This is a genomic window from Pedobacter steynii, assembly GCF_900103665.1.
Lineage (GTDB): Bacteria > Bacteroidota > Bacteroidia > Sphingobacteriales > Sphingobacteriaceae > Pedobacter > Pedobacter steynii.
Genome location: NZ_FNGY01000006.1, coordinates 49,044 through 73,674, shown reverse-complemented (window position 1 = coordinate 73,674; position 24,631 = coordinate 49,044). Strand labels below are relative to the sequence as shown.

15 protein-coding genes are annotated in these 24,631 nt (G+C 41.8%); 6 read left to right on the top strand and 9 right to left on the bottom strand.

All coding sequences use genetic code 11. The features are described from left to right. Positions 1–11: 11 nt before the first annotated feature. Together BLQ87_RS17105 and BLQ87_RS17100 are read right to left on the bottom strand one after the other, a co-directional pair. A complete protein-coding gene (locus BLQ87_RS17105) occupies positions 12–806 on the bottom strand; it encodes a polysaccharide biosynthesis/export family protein (RefSeq protein WP_245723876.1) in 795 nt (264 codons plus the stop codon). A 113-nt stretch (positions 807–919) separates the two neighbouring features. After that, on the bottom strand, positions 920–1,609 hold the full coding sequence (locus BLQ87_RS17100; protein WP_245723875.1) for a tyrosine-protein phosphatase: 690 nt from the start codon (positions 1,607–1,609) through the stop codon (positions 920–922). 353 nt (positions 1,610–1,962) lie between these two features. On the opposite strand from BLQ87_RS17100, the gene BLQ87_RS17095 reads away from it, so the two are divergent. Continuing rightward, positions 1,963–3,519, top strand: coding sequence for an alkaline phosphatase family protein (locus BLQ87_RS17095; protein WP_083361921.1), 1,557 nt, complete (start codon positions 1,963–1,965; stop codon positions 3,517–3,519). Positions 3,520–3,558: 39 nt separating this feature from the next. On the opposite strand, the gene BLQ87_RS17090 is transcribed toward BLQ87_RS17095, so the two are convergent. The 3 genes from BLQ87_RS17090 to BLQ87_RS17080 all read right to left on the bottom strand — a co-directional run bounded on the left by BLQ87_RS17090 (position 3,559) and on the right by BLQ87_RS17080 (position 11,291). Continuing rightward, positions 3,559–7,503, bottom strand: a complete 3,945-nt coding sequence (locus tag BLQ87_RS17090) for a Dyp-type peroxidase (RefSeq protein ID WP_074609140.1) — start codon at positions 7,501–7,503, stop codon at positions 3,559–3,561. A 214-nt stretch (positions 7,504–7,717) separates the two neighbouring features. Continuing rightward, positions 7,718–9,937, bottom strand: coding sequence for a PAS domain S-box protein (locus tag BLQ87_RS17085; protein ID WP_083361920.1), 2,220 nt, complete (start codon positions 9,935–9,937; stop codon positions 7,718–7,720). 34 nt (positions 9,938–9,971) lie between these two features. Then, positions 9,972–11,291, bottom strand: a complete 1,320-nt coding sequence (locus BLQ87_RS17080) for a PAS domain S-box protein (protein ID WP_074609135.1) — start codon at positions 11,289–11,291, stop codon at positions 9,972–9,974. 417 nt (positions 11,292–11,708) lie between these two features. On the opposite strand from BLQ87_RS17080, the gene BLQ87_RS17075 reads away from it, so the two are divergent. Both BLQ87_RS17075 and BLQ87_RS17070 read left to right on the top strand, forming a co-directional pair. Then, positions 11,709–12,029 (top strand): hypothetical protein, encoded by a 321-nt coding sequence (locus BLQ87_RS17075; RefSeq protein WP_143010463.1) that lies wholly within the window; start codon positions 11,709–11,711, stop codon positions 12,027–12,029. Between the two features lie 256 nt (positions 12,030–12,285). Further along, positions 12,286–13,821, top strand: coding sequence for a PepSY-associated TM helix domain-containing protein (locus tag BLQ87_RS17070; RefSeq protein WP_074609130.1), 1,536 nt, complete (start codon positions 12,286–12,288; stop codon positions 13,819–13,821). On the opposite strand, the gene BLQ87_RS17065 is transcribed toward BLQ87_RS17070, so the two are convergent. Continuing rightward, positions 13,818–14,072 (bottom strand): hypothetical protein, encoded by a 255-nt coding sequence (locus tag BLQ87_RS17065; protein WP_074609128.1) that lies wholly within the window; start codon positions 14,070–14,072, stop codon positions 13,818–13,820. The two genes, BLQ87_RS17070 and BLQ87_RS17065, sit on opposite strands and share 4 nt — an antisense overlap. A 203-nt stretch (positions 14,073–14,275) precedes the next feature. On the opposite strand from BLQ87_RS17065, the gene BLQ87_RS17060 reads away from it, so the two are divergent. Then, a complete protein-coding gene (locus BLQ87_RS17060; RefSeq protein ID WP_143010462.1) occupies positions 14,276–15,352 on the top strand; it encodes a zinc-binding dehydrogenase in 1,077 nt (358 codons plus the stop codon). A gap of 11 nt (positions 15,353–15,363) precedes the next feature. Beyond that, positions 15,364–16,626, top strand: a complete 1,263-nt coding sequence (locus BLQ87_RS17055) for an MFS transporter (RefSeq protein WP_074609126.1) — start codon at positions 15,364–15,366, stop codon at positions 16,624–16,626. Positions 16,627–16,658: 32 nt separating this feature from the next. On the opposite strand, the gene BLQ87_RS17050 is transcribed toward BLQ87_RS17055, so the two are convergent. Next, entirely contained in the window at positions 16,659–19,088 is a 2,430-nt protein-coding gene (locus BLQ87_RS17050; protein WP_245723874.1) for a mechanosensitive ion channel family protein, read from the bottom strand. A 169-nt stretch (positions 19,089–19,257) separates the two neighbouring features. Between BLQ87_RS17050 and BLQ87_RS17045 the strand changes: the two genes are divergently transcribed. Then, positions 19,258–20,106 (top strand): hypothetical protein, encoded by an 849-nt coding sequence (locus BLQ87_RS17045; protein WP_074609124.1) that lies wholly within the window; start codon positions 19,258–19,260, stop codon positions 20,104–20,106. 13 nt (positions 20,107–20,119) lie between these two features. On the opposite strand, the gene BLQ87_RS17040 is transcribed toward BLQ87_RS17045, so the two are convergent. Both BLQ87_RS17040 and BLQ87_RS17035 read right to left on the bottom strand, forming a co-directional pair. Further along, positions 20,120–21,448: an SWIM zinc finger family protein gene (locus tag BLQ87_RS17040; protein WP_074609122.1), complete on the bottom strand. Its 1,329-nt coding sequence runs from the start codon at positions 21,446–21,448 to the stop codon at positions 20,120–20,122. A gap of 6 nt (positions 21,449–21,454) precedes the next feature. Continuing rightward, positions 21,455–24,544 (bottom strand): DUF6493 family protein, encoded by a 3,090-nt coding sequence (locus BLQ87_RS17035; RefSeq protein WP_074609120.1) that lies wholly within the window; start codon positions 24,542–24,544, stop codon positions 21,455–21,457. Positions 24,545–24,631 lie beyond the last annotated feature (87 nt).

Here is a 24,631-nt window from a genome sequence, read left to right as displayed (position 1 = left end):
GATACTATTTGTTAAAGCCTTGAAAACAATACGATCAAGACTGAGAGGGCGGTTCCAATAACGGCGAAAGTTTGTGTTCTTGCCTGGTTTAAAGAGGCTGCCTTACCTTTATTAGGCTCCACATAGATGACATCATTCTGTTTCAGGTAATAAAAGGGACTGTTAAAGACCTGGGAAGAGTTGAGGTCCAGCCTTGCAAATTCCTTCTTGCCATCAATATCTCTGATGAGTAAGATGTTCTCTCTTTTCCCAAAAATGGTGAGGTCACCCGCCATTCCCAGTGCATCTAAAACACTTACTTTTTCATTTGGCAGAACATAAGATGCAGGCCTGGCTACTTCTCCTAACACGGTCACCTTGAAGTTTGCATAGCGAACCTGTACGTTTGGATCTCTGTAAACCACAGATGCCTTGGTTTTAATCAATTCTCTGGCTTCATAGGTGGTTAACCCTGCCACTTTCACCTTTCCAACGACAGAAATGTCTATCTCTCCGTTTTTATCGACCAGAAAACCACTTGCTGAAGAAAGTCCTGCCGGATTAGCAGACTGAATTGCTGCAGTTACACTCTGACCTGCCAGTTGGTTAACCGGCATCGATGTTGCGGCATCAATAGTTACAATGGAAATAGATAGAATATCATCCGAATGAATGGTTAATTCATTAAATTCACCTGTTTTAGCGAACAAAGACCTGCCATCTGCATCAATATCCTGAAAATAAGGGACTTTTTTAGTGACAGAACAGGAACTTAACAGAAAAACAGAGAAAATAATTAAAAAATTCAGGTATTTTTTTGTTAACATTAATTTAATCATAGTAATTTCGTTCTAAAAAAACCGCCTAACCAGCAGAATTCCGTAAAAGCAAAACTAATTGATTTAAATTTCAGTACACCTAGCCAGAAATGGGTATTTAATTAAAAAAACAGCTCTCGGTTCTTAAAACCAACATGACCAATCTTATTAAAAAGGCGTCCGGTTTGTATTTCCTGCGTCAATACCTGCAAATGTTTGTCGTGATGCAGGTCGGTACCTGCCAGGTCATAATAGTTCTTCTGAAGCAGGTATTCGGATAGTTTCTTCACTTCTTTCCCATAATATCCGCATACCGACAACAGGTTGAGCTGGAACAATACCCCCATTTCTTTGAAACGGTGAAAGCGTTGGTGACGCTCGAAATAAAAGTTATACCGTTCGGGATGCGCAAGGATGACCACGTATCCTTTCACCTGAAGGTTAAAGATCACCTGTTCTATATTCGGCATTTCAGAGAGGTAAGACATTTCAATGAGCAGGTGTTTCTTTGGAAGGGACACCAGATCATTTGAAACCTTAAACGTATCATTGATCATGTACTCCGCTCCTGCCCCTATTTCCACCTCGACCTGAGCAGCTTTCAAAGCCAGACGTGTACAGTCTAATGCAGCTTGTATCGTATCCGGTGTATTGGGATAGAGTTCCGAGAAAATATGCGGGGTACAGAGCAGCTTTTGGAAGCCGAGTTCATTTAACTTTTTTATAAAACCAACAGATTGTGGCATATCCGTTGCCCCGTCATCGATGCCGGGCAATAAATGGGAATGCATATCCACTCCTAACCACTCCATATGGTCAACGTGCGTTCGTTTCTTAAAAAAGGAAAACATGATAAGGTCTTTAAAGGATTTTGTAAGGGGCTAAATTTGCCTTAACAAAAATACAATCGCGACAGTTTACATGCGCTATATTTTAAAATTTTATCCTACGATTAACGAAATATACCCAATTATAGGGATCATCAACTGTAATCTTCCTGATACAATTGAGGCGCAGTAGCCACTAAATTCCCGGCGTCAGCTATAAAACGTCAGAAATGTGATCATAGTTTGTCGCCATCAAAAATATCACCATTAAATAATAATTTACTATATTTAATAACACATTAACGGTCTCATTATCTAACGCTCAAATTCATTTAACCATGAGTCACTTCATGCCCAACATCAAGCATATCGTACATGTTATGCTGGAAAACCGATCCTTCGACAACCTCCTTGGCTGGTTGTATGAAGAAGAAGAAAAAAAGAACATTATTACTGCCATTGATCCCGGCCATCCGCATACTTTCCACGGACTCCGGCCGGATTTGTTCAATCTCGATGTAAACGGCACTCCACAACCTGTGATCAAGGGAACGGATGGTGATTTAAAAATCCCTGCCTGGGATCCACATGAAGTGTTTGAACATGTACACAAACAATGTTATACTTCGTTGACGCCTGGTGTCGAAAACCCTACAGACAACCCCGAAATGGGTGGTTTTTATCAGGACTATTATGGCTGGTTCGAGAACCCCGAAGACATCATGAAAACCTATACCCCGACAGACCTGCCGGTGATCAACGGATTAGCAAAGAATTTCGCCGTCTGCGACCAGTGGTTTGCTTCCATCCCTTCGCAAACCAATTGTAACCGGGCCTTTGCTGCAACAGGAAATTCAATTGGTATAGACCATCATACAGGGCAGCAGGGCGCTTGGGTAGACAACCATTTTGACACCTTTGATCCGGCTAAATTGAAAGTAAACTTCAGCGAACCTACCCATTGGAACATCCTGAGTAACCAGGGCTACCACAGCACGGACGACTGGATGATTTATTACAACAAATTATGGTATCTGAGCGATTACTGTTATACCCGTGATTTGTTCTCACAAATTCAGGACAGCAGCTTTAATGATCATTTTGATCACATCACCACATTTTATGAACGCGCCGCAGCAGGTACCTTACCGTCTTATTCCTATATCGAACCTTCCTGGGGAAATATGCTTGGTCCCATAGGTATCCAGGGAAATGATTACCATCCGCCGACCAATGTGGGTCCGGGAGAAGAATTCCTTTATGATCTTTATCAGGCCATTTCCAAAAGTCCCTGCTGGAAGGAGACTTTATTTATCATCACTTTTGATGAACATGGCGGCACCTACGATCATTTCCCTATCGCTAAAAATGCAACACCACCCTGGCAGGACGGCCATCCGGCCAAACCCAATCAACTGGAATGCAACTTTGCTTTTGATACATTTGGGGTCCGTGTACCTGCTATTTTTGTTTCCCCTCAAATTCAGGCCAATACCGTATTCCGGGAAGCTCCGGGAAACACCCCTTTTGACCATACTTCTCTTATTGCAACCATCTTAAAATGGAAAAACATTGATCCTGCTACCTGCGGACTAGGCGCAAGGGTAGCCAATGCACCTACATTTGAAGCGGTATTAAATGCGACAAAACTAAGGGAAGATACCCCACTGATCACACCAAATGATTATGAAACCGTTGCTGAAGATGAGCCTGCAAATGATTTACAAAAATCAGTCGTAGCCAGGGCAATATTACATGCCATTAAGAAAAATCAGGTGGATGAGCAAGAAGCAATACAACACTATCAGCAACATGTTCACCCCGCAGATACGCTTGCTACATTAAGATCTGGCTTTGATTTGGTGATGAAGAAAATACATGGCCTGGAGGCCTAAAAGAAAAAAAGGGGCTGATCTGCTCAGCCCCTTTGCTATTTATTCCTCTACCACTTGCTGGGAATGATAAGGACAGCCTTCGATGACCTTCTTTTCTTTTGTTACGGCTACCGGAGTTGACACCGGTCGTCTGCGGTGTTGATCCTGCGTAAGCGGGAATACTGAAGTAAAGAAGTTAGACCAGCCACCGGTCCTCACACGCAACAAATTATATTGTTCCGGTGAATCCACAGCGTTACCATAGGTTTCAGGACTGGCAACTGTAATCGTTAAGATATTGGACGACCGGCCTTCTGCGAACTGCTGCATAATCGTGACGATTTTCTCCACAGGGAAGTTCTCATCGATATTATAATCTGTTGGCGCACCATCGGTCATCATTTCTGCGCCTTTTCCGTCGAATCCGGCCAGGGATTCTTCAAATCCGGCATATTGATGATCAATAGGCAAATCCATAGGACTTGGTGCCGCACTCAAATCAGAAGCCACGGCTGTTCCCAACCTGCGTCCATCAGCGCTTGCCCCATTCCAGGCGCCCATTTCCACATGGTTTTCAAAAGTACCTACACCAGGCTGAATCTGAAGTCCGAAAGGATGTTCTTCCGTACCATAGCGGGCAGCCAAAGCTTGTAAGGTCTTGTACATTTGCGGAAGTGGTTGTGTAAATGTTTCTACCGAAATCCTGGCTATACCTTCCACAATCGTGTTTCCGAAAGTATCTATTTCCTCATGACCTCTGCCATAACGTGGTAAATCCAGCGCCATTTCTCTCAGGCGTTTAAAACGGTCAGAACGGCCGGCAATACGGGATTCACCTGCCAGGTTACTGATAAAAGGTTCCGTCATCTTATAGCCCCAGTCGCAACATAGGCACTCTAAAAGTTCTGGCAGCGTAGTCACCGCATTTTTATCATCAAATACCATCACTTTAATGGCATAAAGGGAATTGATCGTTGAGCTTAAAGAGATATAACAAGGTCCATAAATGCTGTACTTGGTACCACCGCTATAAAAATCGAGTCCTTTTGCCAGACAATCGTCCATCAGCACATTTAACAATGGCGAAGGGCAGAATTTGGTATTGGCACCGTAGCCCATCAACTGACCATTAAAGGCTTTTCTGTTTAAGAGTTCAAAATGCTGGAAGTAAATTTTAACCAGTTCATCAAAACTTTTGATCTGATCAGCAGGTTTAGAATTCAGAGAAACCGTTTGTCCGAACAGATACGATTGTCCGGCAGAAGAATAGGTCCTTCCCTGGTTTAAAGCACATTCCAAAGGCTGTAATGTAGAAAAACCGCCTAATGAGAACCAGTTTTCACCTGGGAATTGTGGCTCATAGCAACCATCACATGCATAGTTCTGTGCAGATTTCATCGTTACCGAAGAATTCCAGTTTTTGGTTTCAGAACTCAAATCTCCGCCTACATTGTCGCCACTACGATAAAGACCTTCGATGATCTTTTCGTCATTCAGCAATATCGGATGGGCACCGCCTGAAAGGATCGCATGTGCTGCTTCTTCCAGAATGTCTTTCGGAATGTCTTTCCTCGTCCGAAGTGAAAGGCAAGGTGCATTTAAAGGCAATCTGCCGGAAGCACGGATGAATAGTTTGGTTACATCGTTATAGGCCGGTTTTGTGTTTTCAAAATCGGCAGTACCATCGGCAACCGTTCCGCCTACTGTGATTTGCTGAATCCATTGGCCCAAAGAGGCACCTTGCGGATATGGTCCGGAACTTCCACCCATGGCCAGGTTGCCAAAAGGCTGATGGTCTTCCATAAAGATCCTGTTCTGCTGTACTTTTTCGTCCAGTTTGATATAGAAAGCATCAATAATTTCCTGTGCTTCGTCTTCTGTAATGTTGTCGTTTTCATAGAAAGGCTGTAACAGCTGATCCATTCGCCCGATGGCTGTTGGCTCTCCATTCAAATGCAAGCAAGTATGTAAGGTAAAAATGAATTGTACGGCCTCGACAAAGCTCTCCGGCTTATCATTGGCCAGTTTCTTCATTCGTCCGGCAATGGCCAGGAGATTTTCTTTTTCCCAGGCCTGTCCGGCACTCATTTTCTCTGCCGTTTCTCTGGCCAGTGTTTCGTAGTTTTTGATGTATTCAGAAATACCTTCCAATGACAGATAAGCAGAGCGATACAATTCTTTCTGCTCCGGAGTACCTGCTTTTTCTTCGTAAGCCAGCACCTCATCTTTCATTGCGCTTAAACCTTTCTGCAATGCTTTTTCATAATGTGGGATGACATGTCCAACACCAGAGGCTTCACTAAGGTTGCTTAAAAATCCATCCATACGTTCCAGTTCAGAAAGGTACTTCATCACATAGCGCCCTTCTCCCAAAGAGAGGTTTGGCATCGCACCAACAATGATTTCTTCCGGGGAAATTCTAAAGGTATCAGAGCCATAAACACATTCCCCTTTATCCTCCAGGAATGCAGAATAAGGGATCAGGGAACCGTCCGGCATTCTGATCTTACGTCCTCTGAAACCATAATCAGCAGAACTGAACAATTGTAAACTCAGACGTATGGCCCATCCTTTCCGGATCATGATCGATTCTTTCATGATATCTGCAGGCTTATCGGCACCGGGATAGGCATTTATATAGTAACTGAGATCTTCCTTAATTTCTTCCTGCTTGCGGTTAAAATACCAATTGTCCTGCCACAGGGAAAAGATGTTTTCCAGTAAACTCAGGATACGATTGGTAGGAACCTTAAAGAAAGCATTACTCCTGCCGATTCCGGTAGACATGGTGAACAGGAAATTCTGATGACTGTAATACATTAACCCATTCTCAGAAGCATCCTGGTAATGACGGTCAAGTCTGGTCCAGTCTACCCCAGGAAACAAGCTCCAATTCCCGTTTTCCATGTGAGAGAAATCATTCGAATACCCCTCCTCTTCATCAAGTTTAAGGTCATCTACACTTGGGATATAGAAGAAGCCGCCAAGGTCTGATTTCAGGTGGTTAAACAAACGGTCGTTCATAAAGCCACGATCTCCTCCAATCTGATTGCTCATGATATTTTCAAGGATACCTGCTTCTTTAGCAAATCCGGCAAAATAAATTCCTTCTTCATCAGAAACCGTTACTGATTTTGGTGCTCTGAATCCATTGGCGCTTTTTTTAGCCCTGCCAAAAGGCAAACCTAAACGCAATACAGGAGTGGTATTCCCATTTTCGTCCTGAATCCTTGCTGATTTGATGTGACTGCGTGAATCGCGATCCGGAATAATGGTATCGTCTGTCTTCCGGCCGATCAGGTCTTCGATCTGATCTTCCGTCATCATGTTGATCTGGTTCCAGTTGATTAGAAAACGTTGTGCCAGCACAAATGAGCCGCCCAAATGTTCCACATCTTCGCCACCAATGAGGGTATGTTTTGCAATCGTAATCGGATCGGAAGGATTGTTCAGGTTTTCCGAAAAGCGACAACCCAATACTTTTCCTTTGTGCCCATCTTCCTGGTCAGATTTAGAGGCAGCCTTCTGTGCAAAATAATCTTTGGTATCATTCTTCAGTGCGGCAACAATCAGTTCCAATACCTCATCGCAGGCTTCTTCCTTATCGCTTTTGATATGGAACCAGATATCGCCCTGAGAATCGTCAAAAACTCCTTTAGATGCATCAAAAACATCAGAAGTATATTCATCTTCCCTCGCAGGGAAATTTAAACGCATGCCTTTAGGCAGAGACATGCCGTATTCCTCACAAAGGATTGCCCAGTTTCTAAAAGAAACACCCAATACAACAGAGGTGTTCTTGTTTTTTAGTTCGGGATTTTTGTTGATTACCTCGCGGAAGGAGGCCATTAACTGAGCCAGGTGTGCTCTCTCGAGTGGTTTGTCTGCTGGTTTGTTCAACCAGAAGGTGGTGAAAATTGCAAATGGAGATGGATAAACCAGTCCGCGTTGACAGTGTTTCCATACTTCGTCCAATCTTTCTTCGAAGTTCAGTGGTGTTTTCATGTTTTGAGAGTTTTATGGTTAGGGATGAGAGAGTTCTATGATTAGGGATAAGCGTATTTATGTCGAGATATGAGAGAATTAGCGTTAAAAACAACTGAGCAGTTATCAATAAAGTAACAACATTTTTTTCTTATAAAAAACAGGTAAAAATACCCGGTTTATAAATTAACCAGAGACTTCCCTGTCTTTTTATTTACCCTCGCTTTCACCATAGTTACTCATCGAGCAAATCAGGGATTATAAAATAAAATGCAGCTCCCTTGCCTTCTTCACTCTCCACCCATAATTTACCCCCGTGTTTCAATACAAAATCATAGCACAGGCTCAAACCAAGCCCGGTTCCTTTTTCTCCTGAAGTGCCGTAAGTGGTGTAATTAGAATTCTTGTTAAACAATTCTTTCAACTTATCGCCGGGAATTCCCAGGCCGGTATCTTTAACAGAAAACACAATCTCTTTATCGCTCTCCAACACGGTAATCGTCACCACTCCTCCAGGATTGGTGAATTTGATGGCATTAGAAAGTAAATTTCGGATAATTGTTTCCAGCATCCCTGTATCTGCATACACCAAAAGATCACCTTTCAGGCACTCCACAATTTCAATCTGCTTTTTTAAAGCCATCGGAGAAACGGTCTGAATGCTTTTATGGATCAATTCTCTCAGGTTTTTAATCTCAATGGGATTAAAACTTACTGCGTTAAACTGCGACCTCGCCCAGATCAGCAGGTCTTCCAAAAGTATATTGGCATTAGACAACTCCGTTTTCATCATTGAGAGGTAAGTATAGACCTCATCTGCTGAGCTGGATTCAAAATCGTTAAGGGTTAAGTCTAACAACTGTAAACTCCCCGATATCGGATTTCTAAGGTCATGACCTATGATCGAGAAAAGCTTATTTTTCTGTTCATTTGATGCGGTGAGTTCAGTATTCAGGGCCAGGAGCGCATTCTCCTGAAATTTCCTTGTAGTCACATCCCTCATGCTCCCTTCCGTACCAACGATCTGCCCCTTTTCGATAATCAATCTGGCATTCACAGAGGCATAACGCAGTTCTTCATTTTTAGTCTTCAATCTCACCTCAAAATCAATCACAAAGCCATGAATGCGAACCTGATCAATGATGCGTTCCCGGTCTTGCTGGTAGTAATAAAACATATCTACCGGCATCCCTATGATCTCGGTACGTGTATACCCGGAATGCTTTTCAATGGAAGGACTGATCTCCGTCACTATTCCTTCCTGATCGGTCTGATAAAATACATCCTGCACATTTTCAAAAATTGTCCGGTATTTTTTTTCACTCAGGACCAGGTCATTTTCAATTTCTTTTCTTTTGGTGATGTCTTCAATCTGAGAAACATAATGTAACGGCATACCCGTGCTGTCGTAAAGCATGGTAGCTGCAATAATTACCCATATTGGCTTTCCATTTTTATGGATATATCTTTTTTCATACTTTACTTCTCCGATTTTACCGGCTGCCAGGTCTTCCAGAATTTCAAGACTCACTTCAAGATCTTCTTTATGGGTGAGATCTCTAATCGTCAATTCCTTCATTTCATCTTCCGTGTAGCCCAGGATGAGACACAAGCTTTTATTGACCCTTTTCCATTTCCCTTCAGGACTGATCAGGGCCATTCCAATTAAAGAATGTTCAAAAGCCTGTTTAAACTGAGTTTCGCTTTGATACAACTCTTCCTCCAGCAACATACTTTTGGTAATATTAAACGCAACAGCGCCTACCATATCACCTTCATGTCCCATCCCCTGAAAAGGAAACTTATAGGTTTTATAATATTGGGGATGCCCGTTTTTATCCCTCACCGTCTGAAGAAACTCCTTATTTTTTCCAGATTGCAGAATATCCGTATTATTTAATGCCGCTGTATGGGCAATGTCCAATCCAAAAATCTCTTCAAGGCTTTTACCAATTACCTCCACAGGTAAATGAAGTGTATCAAAGAAACATTTATTGGCATATTTTAAGATATGTTCCCTATTCGTGATCCAGCATAAACCAGGCAATTCATCCATAAACAGCTGGAACCGCTTTTCATTCATCACAATATGAGTTTCCCTGGTAACATCTTCACTGTACATCATCATTCCACCGATATTACCTTCGTCGTCCAGCCAATGCTTTACCTCCCATTTTAACCAGATCACGGTGCCGTCCATCCGCTCAAACCGATCCTCTGCAGATTGATCATCTATTCCGCTTAAGCAAGCGGTATGAATTTCTTTCCAACGCTCCTCAATTTCCGGAAACACTTCATAATGCGATTTCCCAATCAGTTCCTGATCATGAAGTTCATACATCCTGATCCATCTTTCTGAAACAGCCAGATACCTCATTTCGGTATCCACAATGGCCATAGGAACCGGAGTTAAAGCAATAATATTTTTAAAAGATTTAGAAATGGTAGTCATCATTAGTTTTTCAATATGATTTAGTTTCTATATGCTGCTAATCTACGTTGTGGTTGCCGGCATGGTTCGTGATATCGACAATTATTTCATCCAGTTCCATTGCAGATTTAGATAAATATTCCAGTAAAACCTTCGTTTCGTTATCCGGATCTGAATTTGCAAGAAGTTCCACCAAAGACATGATCCTCGTCAAAGGCCCCCGAACCTTATGCGATTGCAACCAGGCTATATTCATCATTTTTTTATTCTGCGCTTCTATGGCTTTTACATAAGCCCTGGTCTCTGTAATGTCCCTTCTGATAGAAATCCAGTGTGTAATCTCTCCAACACTATTGGTAACCGGAGAGAGATTAATACTGACATCATATAACCTGCCTTCTTTCGTATAATTGCTAAGCTCAATATTGCATGGTTCCTTCTTTTTTATCGCCTGATATATTTTTTCCAAACCCTGCTGGTTATGATCATCACCATGAAAAATGTCGGGACGGGCACCAATCAATTCTGTTCTTGAATAACCAGACATTTCAACCAAAGCATCATTTACATAAACAATAGACAAGCCGGCATCATAATTGGCATCTGTAATCAAGACCCCATCGGTAGTATTGATAATGACAGATTCCAGCAATTTTGACCAGTGTTCTTCCTCCATCTGTCTGGTGATATCCTGCATTGCACCAATCATCCTATAGGCTGTTCCGTGTTCATCCAAACCGATGTATCCCCTGTCCTGTATATATCTGTAACTCCCATCACCACAAAAGAAGCGATATTTATCTTCCCAGCTTTTTCCTCCATTGATTAAACTTTCATCAAATCCGGCCAAAACCCGCTGCTGGTCTTCGGGATGAACCCGATCTCTCCACCAGTCAATATCTGTCGTATTGCCTATGGTTTCGTATTTTAAAACACCATTGATTCCCTGATTCCAACTTACCACCTTTGTAGTCAGGTCATAATCCCAAACGACATCACTGGTTGCTTTGGATACAATATCATAGCGTTCCACATTTTCCAAAATCTCTTTCTGATGAGCGATTCTTTCTGTAATATCATGACTCAATACCAGTCTGGCAAGCGTCCCTTTGAATTCCATCTGATTACTCTCTATTTCGACATGTATCAGCTGTCCGTTCTTTTTAACATGCCTTAAGGTATTTTCATTTTTAACAAGAGGAACGTCCTCAGGAGCCAATATATCAGTAACCGTCATCACTAAAAACTCATCCTTGGAAAAACCATAATGTACTATGGCAGCATGATTTACGTCAAGAAAACGGAGCGTACTGATGTCAACCACCCACATTGGCAGTGGGGACTTTTCAAATAAATGATAATAACTATTATTTTCCATTGTTTAGCTTATACCCTTCTCATCCTGTTTAAGGAAATGTAGCATTATTTAAACACTAAAAGTAATTTTTTGATGCTGAATTTCAGATTTTTTTCGGTCGACTGGAAGCAAGAACTGCTTTGCGGATAGCCTGCGTTCAATTTTTCATGATTTTCAATAGGTTAGGTTCTGATGATGTAAATACAACAACTGGAAAGCACATTAGTTTAAGTATCGCGTTAAAACATGAATTCCCCGATTGAGTCAGCCAGGTCATGAGCAATCATTCACCTTACTTATTTGTAATTATTCTAAATAATGTACAGATTTGCAACGGACATGGTTATTTATGGAGCATATCCCACAGCTGTATGCAAACAACCTGCTCATTGCCGGAATCAGGAAAAACTTAACCTATTAAAATGCAAAATAAAGCTTATGTGTAAACCAACTATAATCAGTCGTGAGGGAGATGTTTCCGTGACACATTGCATGGACTGCAAAATTGTCAATATATGGAACAGGAATGTTTTAATCACTTTTTCTTTTGAACAGTTCAATGCCTTTGTAGATTCCACCAGAGGACTTCAGTTTGATGACTATATTGAACACCATCCTGACGGACTGGAAGTGGTCATTCTGGCCTCACCATTTCCGGATATCAGCCTCGTTTTTACCCGGGTAGAGTGGCATGAATTCTTTGCAGCGCTGCACCAGGCAGTTTACATGCAACAAATCTATCAAATGGTCCAGGCTTAAAATTAATGTTAAAGTTGAAGGAAAAGGTCAAAAAAAGCACCATCAATATGAACATTGTAAAGCGTATTGCGATCTGCATCTTCTTACTATTGCTGGCCATAAAAATGATCCTATGCCTATACGGTCTTTGCACTTTACATCCTTGATCCTGAACCTGGCCTGTCTAAATTTTCAGGCATATTTCTGATTCATTCACAAAAAACATGGCATCAAGGCAAAATATCCTATTGCTTTTATCATTAAGTACAATTTACAAATGGCAACAAGAATAAAAAGGTCCTGGGAATGGGCAAAACATCAAAAACGCTGGTTCGGCAAATGGCATACTTACCTGGGCATCATCGCGGGTGCCATTCTCGCCTTTGTGGGTGCTACAGGAAGCATTCTGGTTTTCCAGGATGAAATAGACCGGGCTTTAAACAAAGAGTTATTTGATATCATTGCCCAACAAAAAAAATTATCTTTTGATGAACTGATTCCTCAAATCAGGCAACAAAACCCTAAGTTAAAATTTGATTACGTCATGGTCGAAAAGGGAGATAGCCCTTTAGAAGCCTATAGCGCCTTCAATTTTAAAACAGAAGAACAGTTCTTTATAAATCCCTATAACGGTAAACTGAGTGGAAAAAGAATTATTTCCAGTTCATTTATCCGTGTTGTAATGGACTTACACCGGACTTTACTCGTTCCAACCATTGGCCGTTACATTGTTGGTATGGCATCGCTCTGCTTGCTGATTCTGACCATTTCCGGTCTGCGTCTATGGTTACCTAAAAAATGGAAGCAACTGAAGTCAGTTCTCAGGGTAAAATTCAGCGGCAAGTTCAAACGTCAGAATTACGACTGGCATAATGTGCTTGGATTTTATTCTTCTCCGGTTGTTTTTATGCTCAGCCTGACCGGCTTTTGCATTACCTTTTCCAATCTTGTTATTCCGCTTTTATTTATCTTCAGTGGTAAAAACCCGGCGGGTTTACAACAAGTCTTTGGGGCTAAATCCCAGTATCAGAAAAATATTCTGCAAATGCCATTAAAGCAGGTCATCGAAAAGGTAAAAGCGCAAATGCCTGATGCCCATATAGGAGGACTGGCTCTTCCTGAAGATAAGTTTGGCGTTTACAGGTTCGATATGATTTCCGGTCAGCTGCCAAAAGAAGGAAAAAGAGAGATGCTAACGGTAGATCAGTATACCGGTAAGATTCTGCTGAACAGCAGAAAAGACTTTCCTAATGTAGGCAATGCTTATCTGAGCTGGCTTACGCCCATTCATTACGGTAGTTTTGGCGGCCTCCCTACACAGATTTTAGCACTAATCGGAGGCTTAATCCCACTGGCCTTATTGATTACAGGATTCATCATCTGGTGGCCCCGTTTTAAAAAGCAGAAAGAAAAAAGACAAAAACAAACAGATGTCTTAGTAGAAAGTCCTAAAAAAGAAAAAGCACCCAAGTTTAAAATCCCGCTATGGCAGAACTTCAAAAGTAACCTCAAAAGCGGATTTAAATATGCGGCGATCGTATGGCCTTTAACAGCACTTTCAGGCGCGCTTTATGGTTTGGGTTCAGGCATAATCCTTCAACCGGCGGTATTTGCCATTGCTTTTACCTGTGTGCTGGTGAGCCTGAATTTTGTATGCGCAATACTTGCGGAGATATTTAATGTTTTATTCCTGCTGCCTTTCAAAAAAGGAAGTCCTGGTGTAACCCGTTATTTCTCGCTTTCCTTATCCTTTTTTATCGTTTTTATGCTGGGCTATATTTTGGTACTCAATACAGGATTAACAGTTTTTTAAGAATGGTACTCATGATCCACAATCTGCTCACTTAGTTTTCTTCCTTCTAATGCTAAACCAATATTCGCTAAAAAGCCAGGGGCCACATGATGGTCATCTGCCGAACGCCAGGCTCCAGATTTGGCAACAATAAAAAAGCTGGCACCGTTTGGGTATCTGATTCTCATTCCGTGTAGTCCTTTGTAGTTTTCGGTTTTTGCATCCAGTCGCAACAACGCTCCTGTGCCGGGTTCTTTTACTTCAATTTGCATAATAATTAAGTTAGGAACTGATTAAACAAAGTCAATTAGCAAAAGGTTTGTCACAAATTTAATTGTGACAAACCTTTTCTCGTATTCGGTCAGGTATCCCAGCGTTTTGTATCCTTCTGTAAAATAACAATTTCCTAACATACAGTTTAATATTACTAAACAATTGTTTAGTAATTATGCGCTATATTAAGAATATGCAAATTATGAAAGGAAATATCATGGTCTTTGAGGCAGCTGGCAAAAAGCTGACATCAGAAGAAAGAGCAATACCAGCACTCAAATCCGGAGAGGTACTTATTGAGAATCTCTATACCACCATTTGCGGGAGCGACTTACATACATTTGCTGGTCTGAGAAAGGAAAAAACACCCACTGTCCTTGGACACGAGATTGTTGGCCGGATTGTCACATTGGACAAAGACCATCCCGGAACAGACATGGCCGGAAATACCTTATCTAAAGGAGACCTGGTTACCTGGGCAATATTTTGCTGCACTCCTCAGGAAAACTGGTTATCGAAAGGCATGCCTCAAAAATCGGAAGGTCTGTTCAAATATGGCCATGCACAGATCATAGCAGAAGACGCTTTTCATGGAGGACTAAGTGAGTATTGCATCCTGAAAGAACACACCTGTATACTGAAAATCCCTGAGGGATTGCCCCTACCCATTGCTGCAACCATCAATTGTGCCATGGCTACTGTTGCCGGAGCCATGAGGTTGGCTGGCCCTGTAGAAGGAAAAAACATATTGATTACCGGTTTAGGTCTGCTCGGAAACATTGCCGCAGCGATGAGCAAGATAGCAGGAGCCAAAGCGGTTATTGCAGTGGATGTAATCGACGAGCGCCTCGAAGGATCAAAGGCATTTGGTGCCGATTTCAGCTACAATTCCACTAAAGAGACAAACCTGACAGAAACATTGGCCAATCATAAAATTGATGTCGTATTCGATATGAGTGGTTCTCCAGATGCCATTGAGATGGGGATTGAATCATTAACCATCGGTGGAACGGCCATCTGGGCAGGAGCTGTTTTCAAGACCAGGAAAATCGGTATTGATGCCGAGCAGGTCATCAGAAAACTCATTACCATCAAAGGTCTGCACAATTACAATTTCGAGGACCTGCAATATGCCCTGAATTTCATCACCGATCATCATCTACATTTTCCATTTTCGGAGGTGGTTTCCAAAGAATTCCCCTTAGCAGAAGCTCAGGAAGCCTTTGAGTACGCGATTAAACACCGCCCTCTGAGGGTAGGTATAAAAATGAACCAATAACCTGCATTCCTATGTCTTTTAGAAATCAACAGTGGAAAATGTTATTGGTAACCATGCTCTGTTACCTGTTCTTTTATACCGGACGTCATAATTTCGGTTGGGCAGTAAAAGACATGGGCTCCGCTTTGGCCATTTCCTACACCACGATCGGATGGATCAGTTTCTCTATGCTGATCGGCTACTCCATAGGCCAATTGATCAATGGAAACCTTGCAGATAGAATAAGCGCCAGAGTGATGGTCCCTACCGGTGCATTCTTGTCAATCGCCGCAAATGTGGCCATCAGCTTCAGCAGTAACCCCATGTTAATCATGTTACTTTGGGCAATGAACGGCTATTTCCAATCCATGGCCTGGGCACCCGGAGCTAAGGTTATTTCCAACTGGTGGCACAAAGACGAACATGGAAAGGCCTTTGGTTTCTATACCATGGCCGCAGGCCTGTCCTCTGTCGTGACTTATCTTTTTTCTATCATTCTGATACAAATGCACCTGGAATGGCGCATGTTGTTCCGTCTGCCTCTGATCCCCCTGGCATTTGCCGCCCTGATCTTTCTGATATTTATCCGCGATAAGCCAACCGATACGGAATCGGTTGAAGCCAAAAAACAAGCTGAACCGGCCAATGCAGCCGGAGACAGCTGGCTTGACCGATATAAGACCGTGATAAGAAATCCAAATTTCATCAAAGCTTCCCTATCCTTTGGTTTTGAAAGTATGGCCAGATATGGCCTGATTTTCTGGGTCCCTGTACATTACTTAGGTAAAGGATGGAAGGAAAATCCCCAATACCTTTGGGTGACTCTACTTTTACCAATTGGCATGGCCACCGGTGCAATCTCCTTTGGAGCTTTATCGGATTCAGTTTTTAAAGGCGATAGAATTGCCTCCATCAGACTGGGAATGATCATCAGTGCCATCCTCAGCATCCTGATCTATATTTCCCCGTCCTCCAACCTTCTTCTGGGCGGAGCCCTGATGTTTCTGGCAGGATTTTTTGTATATGGGCCTCAGGCAAATTTCTGGCCGTTGAGTCCGCAGATGCTCCCGAAAAACACCATAGGAACCGGCATCGGTTTTATGAACATGACAGGTTACTTGTTTGCCGCATTGGGAGAACCTTTATTTGGCTTCGTGATAGATGCTACAGGAGCTACGGGAAGTATTTTCATGGTGATCTCCTTCATCTGCTTACTTTCCGCTGTCTTCATTTCAACCATAAAAACACGAAGTCAACAAATAGCAAAAGAAGCCGCCTCAACGCTTAATTCGTAAAATGCACATCATCGCATCAATGAATTCAGCATTTATAAATCTGTCTTTTCTGGATCTGGCTTCTCCGGACTATGCAGATAAACGTCCTGCTGGGGGAATGGGATAACAATCCCATTGGTTTTAAAAGCATCGGCAATCGCCACAATCAGGTCACTTTTCGTAGCTGGAATATCGCCAATATGTTTTGTCCAGAAGTAGATTCGCAGATCAATTGAGCTGTTGCTAAACTGCTCAAATTGCACCACAGGACCAGGGTTCTTATTGATCCGCTGGTCATTGTCCAGGATCCCGATCAGGATCTGTCTGCATTTTTCCAGATCCGAATCATAAGCAATACCGATCGTGATGGACATTCTTTTTCTATTTCCACCGAGCGACCAGTTGATCAGGTGTGCATTCAGTAAATCACCATTGGGCATCACCACATCTGCCCCATCCCAATTGGAAATGACACTGCTTCTGAATCCGATAGATTTCATCTTTCCTCCCTGCCCATCAATATCCACAATATCCCCAACGTTGACCGGTTTTTCAAATGCAATGATCAATCCGCTCACCAGATTATTGACCAAAGTTTGCAGACCGAAACCAATGCCCACACCTAAAGCGCCTAAAACGATCGTAATCCGGTCGACCGGAATTCCTGCAGCTGCTATAGCTAAAAACAACCCAATACAAAGAATAGAAATACGAACCAGCAACAGCCAGCTGCCTATCCCTTGCCGCTCGTGCTTATTCTCTTTACCGGAAGCAAACTGTCCATCGGAAGCAAAAAAGGAAACAACCTTAGATACAATTACCGAGATCAGCATAATTGCGATAAACAGGACGAGATTGTAAATGCTGAAGGTATAACCTCCAAGTATGCGTTCCTGAGTAAAAAAGTTTTGAAGTGGTTCAGACAAGTAATCAAATGAAGGAAAATTGCGGCCAACCAATACCAGCCAACCGATAAAAAGCAATACATAAAACAACAAGGGAGCCTTTTTCCCTACTTTTTCAAAGTTGAGGTAAAAGAGTTTTCTGTCCTGCCCCGAATATACGTTAAAGGCCAAAAACAAACCTTCATTAATCAGACGTACAGCCCACAGGAAAAGAATCGCGATCACCACATTCAAAAAACCGCCGATAAATAGTGTTTTTGCCAGATTATACCGACCGAAAATATTTGCTGTTATCGCAATAAATTCCAGTAAAACCATAAAAGCAATAGACCAGATGATCCATTTTTCCCTTAGCTTTTCCCGCTGTCCTTTCATCAATATGATCAGGCCCACTACAACCCCAAATATCGAAACCAACAGCATAAACCAACGTTCAATCCTTGAAGCCTGTAATACCAGATTACCCATTGCACTGATGAGAAAAAAAACAAACATGATCAGCCATACCCGCATCCAGTATTTATTCACATATTTATTAAAAATAATGGTCAGACAGCCACAGGATACCGACCAGAAGATAACATTTAAAACAAATGGGGGCGAAATAAAGAAGAACTGGAACAAACTTAATACCATCAGTATTGCCGATAAGACAGGATATCGAAGTACCAGCTGACCGTCAAAATCAGGTTTCAGTAAATTGCTTTCCCTATAAATATTTCTGAGTGATCGCAAATAAACAAACGAGGTTACTACAAGTAAAAGCAACATGATCAATTTACCAGCGTTATTTTCGGCGTAAAAGCTAAGTGTCAATAATCCTTTTGTTTTTGAAAATTCCAGTATTTCTCCGAACGGACGAGAATAAGTTGCTGGTGCCCAAATGTTGTCAAACTCTCGTTTGTACGTATGGTTAGCCATATCTTTCTGGTAGGATTCAATTTCCTCTAAACTACTTTGCAGTTTAAAAACGGTCATATTTACCTGGTTAAGCAAGGTCTGAACGTTGTTGCTTGCCAGTTTAAGTGAACTGTCTACGGGGTTCGTTTCATAGGCCAGTACCTTGATTTTCTGAAGGTACTTCATCAAGGTTGCCGAATCCGTTGGGAACTTAAACAATGCCGGTTCGCTCATTAAAGAATCAAGTTGATAACGGAAATTGTTCAGCTCTCCCTGACGGGTATCCAGCTTTATTTTTCTGACATTTGCTTTATTGAGCAGCTCAGACAATATTTTTGAAGAAGCTGTTAAATTCCGGAAGGTTTGTGCAGAACCTTTGTTGGTAAAAATGCCATCTCCGGCAATCGCAAAATCTTTATCAATCGCTTCAAGCTCCAGCTTTGTTCCAGGTGTGTCCAGATTGGCCTTAAGATAGATCTTCGCTTTCTGCATGGTGCGTTTGATCTCATCAAATGTCTTGATCTGGCTGATGATTGCCTTATCCGCAGCAAACTCCTCAGCACTGCTCTTTGAAGAGCGTTTTGCAAAGGCTTGCATCCTGGCTACAAAATCCAGCTTTACGCTATCTTTTTCATGCGATCCGTTAAGGGTATCTTTCTTTTGAGCATGCAAGTTCATACAACTAAACAGACAGACATAAAACAAAAGAAAGCCACCTATTCTTTTCAGGACCATAGTTTAAAAGGATTAATACCCAATAATACGGAAAATTGTCAGCTAATTTTTCTGTAGGAATCGAATAACCTCCTGCAATAAATGATTATATTTGAAACACAACCTCTTTATTATGAAAAAGATTCAGCTGTTTATCATCATCATGTTCCTCTCGCTTAACATATTCGCTCAAAACCGGGCGACAACAAAGCCGGATATCATTCAAAAAATCAATGGAGAAGAAATGAAAGGTCGCCTTACCAAGATGGGCGATACCGACGTGACTTTTATCTATTCAGGTGAAACTCTGGAATACACGATCAAAAAATCAGAGATATTAAAAATAACCCATTCCAGTGGCAGGGTTGAAGTTTTCGGACAAGCAGCCCTACCTGCAGAAAGCCGCCAGAAAGATCAGGTAACAATGACGGCGACACCGGTGGATCACCACAATAAAATCGCAATTTTACCTTTCACTTTCTTAATGGACAATCAGCCAGGTGCAGAACAGGTAGGTTATAAAGCACAGGAAGATGCTTATGGTTTTTTGTCGCAACATTCAGCAGGATATACCATCCTCGATCCGAGAACCACAAATGCTGCGCTGATTCAGGCAGGTGCTACAAGGGATAAAATGATGGGTTTTACCATGAAGAACATTTGCGATATCCTTGGGGTAGAATATGTGATTGATGGTACGGTACTGCAAACCAAAGGTTATCAGACCAGCTATTCGGGTGGCAATTCCAACACCAAAGTAAAAAGAAATGATGATGAAAAAATAAAAGGGGTTTCCAGTTCAAATTCAAATTACACCAATGCGGCACAACGATATGAAGTCAGCGTAAGTATACACGTCTACATGGATAACAACGCAAGCATCTATAATCAGAGTCATAAGGCCTTCCTGACAAATACCGATGGATCCTATACTAGTCCCTTGGAATACTTATTGAAAAGATCTCCATTGTACCGAAAATAGGATCCATCCCTTTTTATTGGATCAGCATTTTTACCGCCAGAATGTGTTTACAAATACCTCGTTTTCCCTGGTATGCAGTAAACCATTCACAAGTACAGCGGTCTCCCTGATGGTCCATAACGACCTTATGCTGCACACCTGTGCCTTTTACATTTGCTTCCACATATCCTGCTTCGTTTCTTAGGATCTGAACTTCTTCATTGTCCACCAGCTTTTTTGCATTTTTTAACCTTGGATTTAAGCTCAGGATACGCTCTGTTTTAAATGGCAATTGCCTGTAAAAATGGCTCCGTCCCATCAGGTCATACCCCAACAATCCGATAGACGACAAGCTTGAGGTCAGCTGATCCATCGTTCCAAAATCAATATCGTGTTCTATAGATAGCAAAGTAGGGTCAAAAGTTTCATTGGATTTCAGTAAACTATTCAGTCCGTATACCCACTCCACCGGCACATTTTCTGTCATATGCTCCAGGGCCTTCCCTTCTCCTGAAAATCCCCGGTAGGCATCAGGTGAAAAAGCCATCAGCAATTGCATTTTACCGAATTCACATACCACTGCACAGGTTTGTTTGTCTGTGGATTCGTAGATAAAAATCTTTTCCGATATCGCCAAAACCCCATCCAGCAAGCGTAGCCGGTGTATACCGCCAATACGCACACCATCTGTTGTCATGAGTGTGGAGAACATAAACTTACCCGCCCGTTTTGTAATAAAGAAATCTCCTTTCACACTCCCCTTGGGTAAGGTTTGAAAAAGCTGTATCGTCTGGATCTTGTTCAATTCAAACTTCAGGTCCATATCTGCCAGGTATAACTGCACACTTGTTAATCCTTTGATCCAGCGCATAGGCAGGGTCACTTTCTTCTCGGTTACTTTCGCTTTAGTCGTAATGACCTGTACATCCTGCTGGCCAACCGCTAACGTCACCTTTTCATTTTTCTGAATGCTGTTCAGGGCATTCAGCATGGGATCATTAAAATCTACGTTAGTCGTCCCGTTGGCAATAAATTCTCCATCTATAGATTCCGGTTTCATGTCCAGCCTTACATACACTCCATTGCAGGACGAAAAACCTTCAAACCTGATTCTTTCTGTCCCCGCTGAAACAATCGGGTCCCGCAAACTTGGCGGTGTAGGTCCAAAACTGGAACGCACTACTTTTGCAATCGTACTCCAGCATTTCGCCGTCACATAAGGATCGGTTAGTGTACCCCAGAAAAAGCAAGGAATATTATTTACTGCTTCTATTTCTGTCTGGTGTGCCAAAACAAGGCTATTTATTCCCTTTTCTTTAGTATAGGTCGAAACACCACTATATTGATATTGTAAATCAGTCATTCTTATCTATTTTAAAATTTGCTTTACCAAAGCTTTCAACGAAGCATTATCTTTCAGTTTCTCAAACAAAACAACAGCATCTGCCGAAGGTTGTTCTTTTGTTTTATAAAGAACATCAACATAATGCTCCACTATCTTTTTAAAGTTAACCGGCAGCTTTTCCTCCAGCTCCATACCTTTAAAGATACCTTCCGTCAACTGCAAAAAGGCAGAATTGTGCAATGGAGAGATGTCTTTTAGGGTACTGATACTTTCCACCAACCTTAAAAAAGGTCCATATTTATTATTAGTCAGATAAGCCAGTTTTTCGGAAAGCAAAGTAACATCAACAGCACGCATTTCAATAAGGTTAATCAGCACCTCTGCAGACATCAGACGGATGTCTTTTTTTTCCTGAAAAAACGTGCAGGCAAAGACCAGCATGGTCAGATCAGAAAATACAAATCCTGGTCGGTTCACTAAAGTTAAAAAGCCTTTCAGTTCCCGTCCCCCACTGCTCGAAAGTGTACAAGATGAACGCAATAGAAAATAGGCCAATGCGGCCGAATTTTGTGGCATCAGACTATCCCAATAATAGACATTTCCCTCCACATCCATCACGTATTCCCAACGGTTTTTTCTGCCAAACAGGTCTAAACCATATAGAAAATAATCAGGCATATTCTTATACCCCGGGATATGGAAAGTCAGCTCATACCAGGAAGGGGAGCGCTCATTTTGTTTCGTCCGATAATTCATAAATTCATTCCAGCGCTCCTCAAAGGTAATGGTTGGACTAAAGGGGGAAACCACAAATGGAATGTCCTTCAGGTACGTTTCTTCAAACTCCGGAAAAGTATCATCAGGATAATACGTCCTGGCTGCCACCGCCCATATGGCTTTGAGCTGATCTTCAGGAGTCACGTTTATTTTGGACAGCAGTTTATTCAGGACTGAGCCGCTCTTAAACTTAATATCTTTGGTTTTCCCCAGACAAAATGCCATTAGATCCTTCAATTCAGGATTCAATTGCTCCAGCAAAGGCATCGCCTCTTCTACATTTTCCCGCGGCATCCTGCTGATGGCCACGCTCAGATCCAGCTTATTAATTTCGGCACCTTCTTTTTGGTAAGCAATCAGTCTTTCCAATAAAACTTTAGGGGCTACCCAATGTGGAAGATGCGAAGGGAAAGACAGCATCGGTAAAGGTTTTTCTGCAGCCATCCTACCCTGCACAGCATGCAAAAGAGGTCTGATCAGCAATAAGGTCTTTATCGATTGATAAGGACGATCCTCAATTTTAAAAACCGCATTGTAATCTTCGATCTTCTGCTGCAGGAAAACGCTGACGTAATTTTTGTAAATACTTTCAAAGTATTTCTTTTGCAACTGTTTCCCATAGGGTTGCAGCTGCTCCGAATAGTCTTTTGGAAATAAATGTCTTTGAGTAATGAAGGTATTTAATAAAATCTCTCCGTCTGCGATTTCATCAGAAGCGATAAACTTCCCAAATAAAAACACAATATCGTTCCAATCTTTAGGGAGCTCAACCTCTTGCAACAGCAGATTTTCCTTTTTAAGCTCATAATGGTAGACTTCTCTTTCCTCCTGATCAATCCCCATTGTTTCTTCCATCAGAAAAGCACTTAAGCTTGTTCTCACATTCCCTTGCATCAGGGCAACATAGGAAGATAACTTTTCGCTCAGATCAGGGTCTTTCTCAGGTGCAATTTTCAGGAGTAACTTGGTTGCCCTTTCCTGTAGATTCAAATCCGGAACGACATACACATCCGCCAATAAAGCCGCGATTCTTCTATTGAGCTTGGGGTACTGTTTATTGAGTTTCTCTAAAATTGGAAAAGCAGTTTTAATGGCAGTTTTATTGTCGCTCGCCATCATCACCGGCTCCAGCCAATCCAGAAAAGAGTCCACATTGAATTTCTTCTCTTCATACATCTTTTTAGCCAGCTCCATCGCGAAGTTGACTACTGGCGCATGTGCATACTGAAGCGCCGCAAAAATATTTTCCTGATAAGGCAGAAGTTCATCTGCTGCAGGATTCAGCTCTGTCAGCCTTTTGCGAAAAAAGGATTTAAGGGGCGTATTCCAGTCTTTGGTCTGGATTAAGATGATTTGCGCTATATAATAATTCCGGTTTAGTTTACCTTCCGCTAATAAGGAATTGTAAATGATCTCCCAGGTCCTATAAGCATCATAAGCCTCCGTATCCTTCTCTCTGAAATATCCATCCTGAAGTTCTGTTTGATAATTGAACAGTTCCGGCACATCACGCTCGTATGCCAATTGATCATTTAGTACAAAATCGATAAACTCCCTTGCTTTGATTTTCGCAGCCCATTCACTAAAAGATCCAAGACTTAATGCATACAGCTCAGGTTCATAACTGATCAGCGACTCAGCTTCCATAAAACGCAAGGCCTTATAGTCAAACCTTCTCCAATTGTCCTTTTTTGCTTTATCCAATAAAAAGCCGGTGATCCATTCCGGTTTGGCCCAGTGTAACACCTCTAAAATCAACGGTTCTTCCACTCTTTTCAACATTTCAACGGCCTCATCCCATGAATTAATATCTGTCTTATTGAACAGCGCAATGGCACTCAGGGTAATGATATCAAATTGTCTTTGTTCTCCTCTTATTCCCCATTGAGAATTGTCTCTTCGATACTGACGTTCATTGGTCAGGTCTACAAAATCCATCCAATACCGCTTGGCTTTCCTGATGTGCTTTTTTAAAGCATCCAGGTTTCCTTTGGCATTGTCCTTCAAAAAAGGCAACAGTGTCTTTAGATCTTTAGATAGAATAATTGCATCATAAGCATTCAGTACTGCCTGTATATTCGTACCTGAGCTTTTCGCAGATTTGGATGCAGGATTACCAGCCACCACTTCTCCATCTTCAGAGTATCCTTTCTTTACTTTTTCATTTAGTGATTTTTCTGCTGCTTTTAAGCACTCCTCATTGCTGCTAAATGATTTTGTTTGAGCGGTTCCACTCGTTCCGTTTCTTCCATAAACAACAGTGTAAGTCGTATCTGTAACCTCAATCTGCCAAAATTTATCAGACGTACCATCAATATATTTAAGGTGCTTTTTCATGCCTTTTCCCTATATCTTTTATAACTAAAATGATCATTTAATGTCTCAGGTATTGAATTTCCAGGCATCAGTAAATTTCCGTACCAA

Bases quoted from the DNA above. Each gene is read 5' to 3' on its own strand.
- BLQ87_RS17075 (WP_143010463.1), top strand. From the start codon at position 11,709: ATGTGTAAACCAACTATAATCAGTCGTGAGGGAGATGTTTCCGTGACA.
- BLQ87_RS17045 (WP_074609124.1), top strand. From the start codon at position 19,258: ATGAAAAAGATTCAGCTGTTTATCATCATCATGTTCCTCTCGCTTAAC.
- BLQ87_RS17055 (WP_074609126.1), top strand. From the start codon at position 15,364: ATGTCTTTTAGAAATCAACAGTGGAAAATGTTATTGGTAACCATGCTC.
- BLQ87_RS17040 (WP_074609122.1), bottom strand. From the start codon at position 21,448: ATGACTGATTTACAATATCAATATAGTGGTGTTTCGACCTATACTAAA.
- BLQ87_RS17080 (WP_074609135.1), bottom strand. From the start codon at position 11,291: ATGGAAAATAATAGTTATTATCATTTATTTGAAAAGTCCCCACTGCCA.
- BLQ87_RS17090 (WP_074609140.1), bottom strand. From the start codon at position 7,503: ATGAAAACACCACTGAACTTCGAAGAAAGATTGGACGAAGTATGGAAA.
- BLQ87_RS17065 (WP_074609128.1), bottom strand. From the start codon at position 14,072: ATGCAAATTGAAGTAAAAGAACCCGGCACAGGAGCGTTGTTGCGACTG.
- BLQ87_RS17035 (WP_074609120.1), bottom strand. From the start codon at position 24,544: ATGAAAAAGCACCTTAAATATATTGATGGTACGTCTGATAAATTTTGG.
- BLQ87_RS17085 (WP_083361920.1), bottom strand. From the start codon at position 9,937: ATGATGACTACCATTTCTAAATCTTTTAAAAATATTATTGCTTTAACT.
- BLQ87_RS17060 (WP_143010462.1), top strand. From the start codon at position 14,276: ATGAAAGGAAATATCATGGTCTTTGAGGCAGCTGGCAAAAAGCTGACA.
- BLQ87_RS17070 (WP_074609130.1), top strand. From the start codon at position 12,286: ATGGCAACAAGAATAAAAAGGTCCTGGGAATGGGCAAAACATCAAAAA.
- BLQ87_RS17105 (WP_245723876.1), bottom strand. From the start codon at position 806: ATGTTAACAAAAAAATACCTGAATTTTTTAATTATTTTCTCTGTTTTT.
- BLQ87_RS17095 (WP_083361921.1), top strand. From the start codon at position 1,963: ATGAGTCACTTCATGCCCAACATCAAGCATATCGTACATGTTATGCTG.
- BLQ87_RS17050 (WP_245723874.1), bottom strand. From the start codon at position 19,088: ATGAACTTGCATGCTCAAAAGAAAGATACCCTTAACGGATCGCATGAA.
- BLQ87_RS17100 (WP_245723875.1), bottom strand. From the start codon at position 1,609: ATGGAGTGGTTAGGAGTGGATATGCATTCCCATTTATTGCCCGGCATC.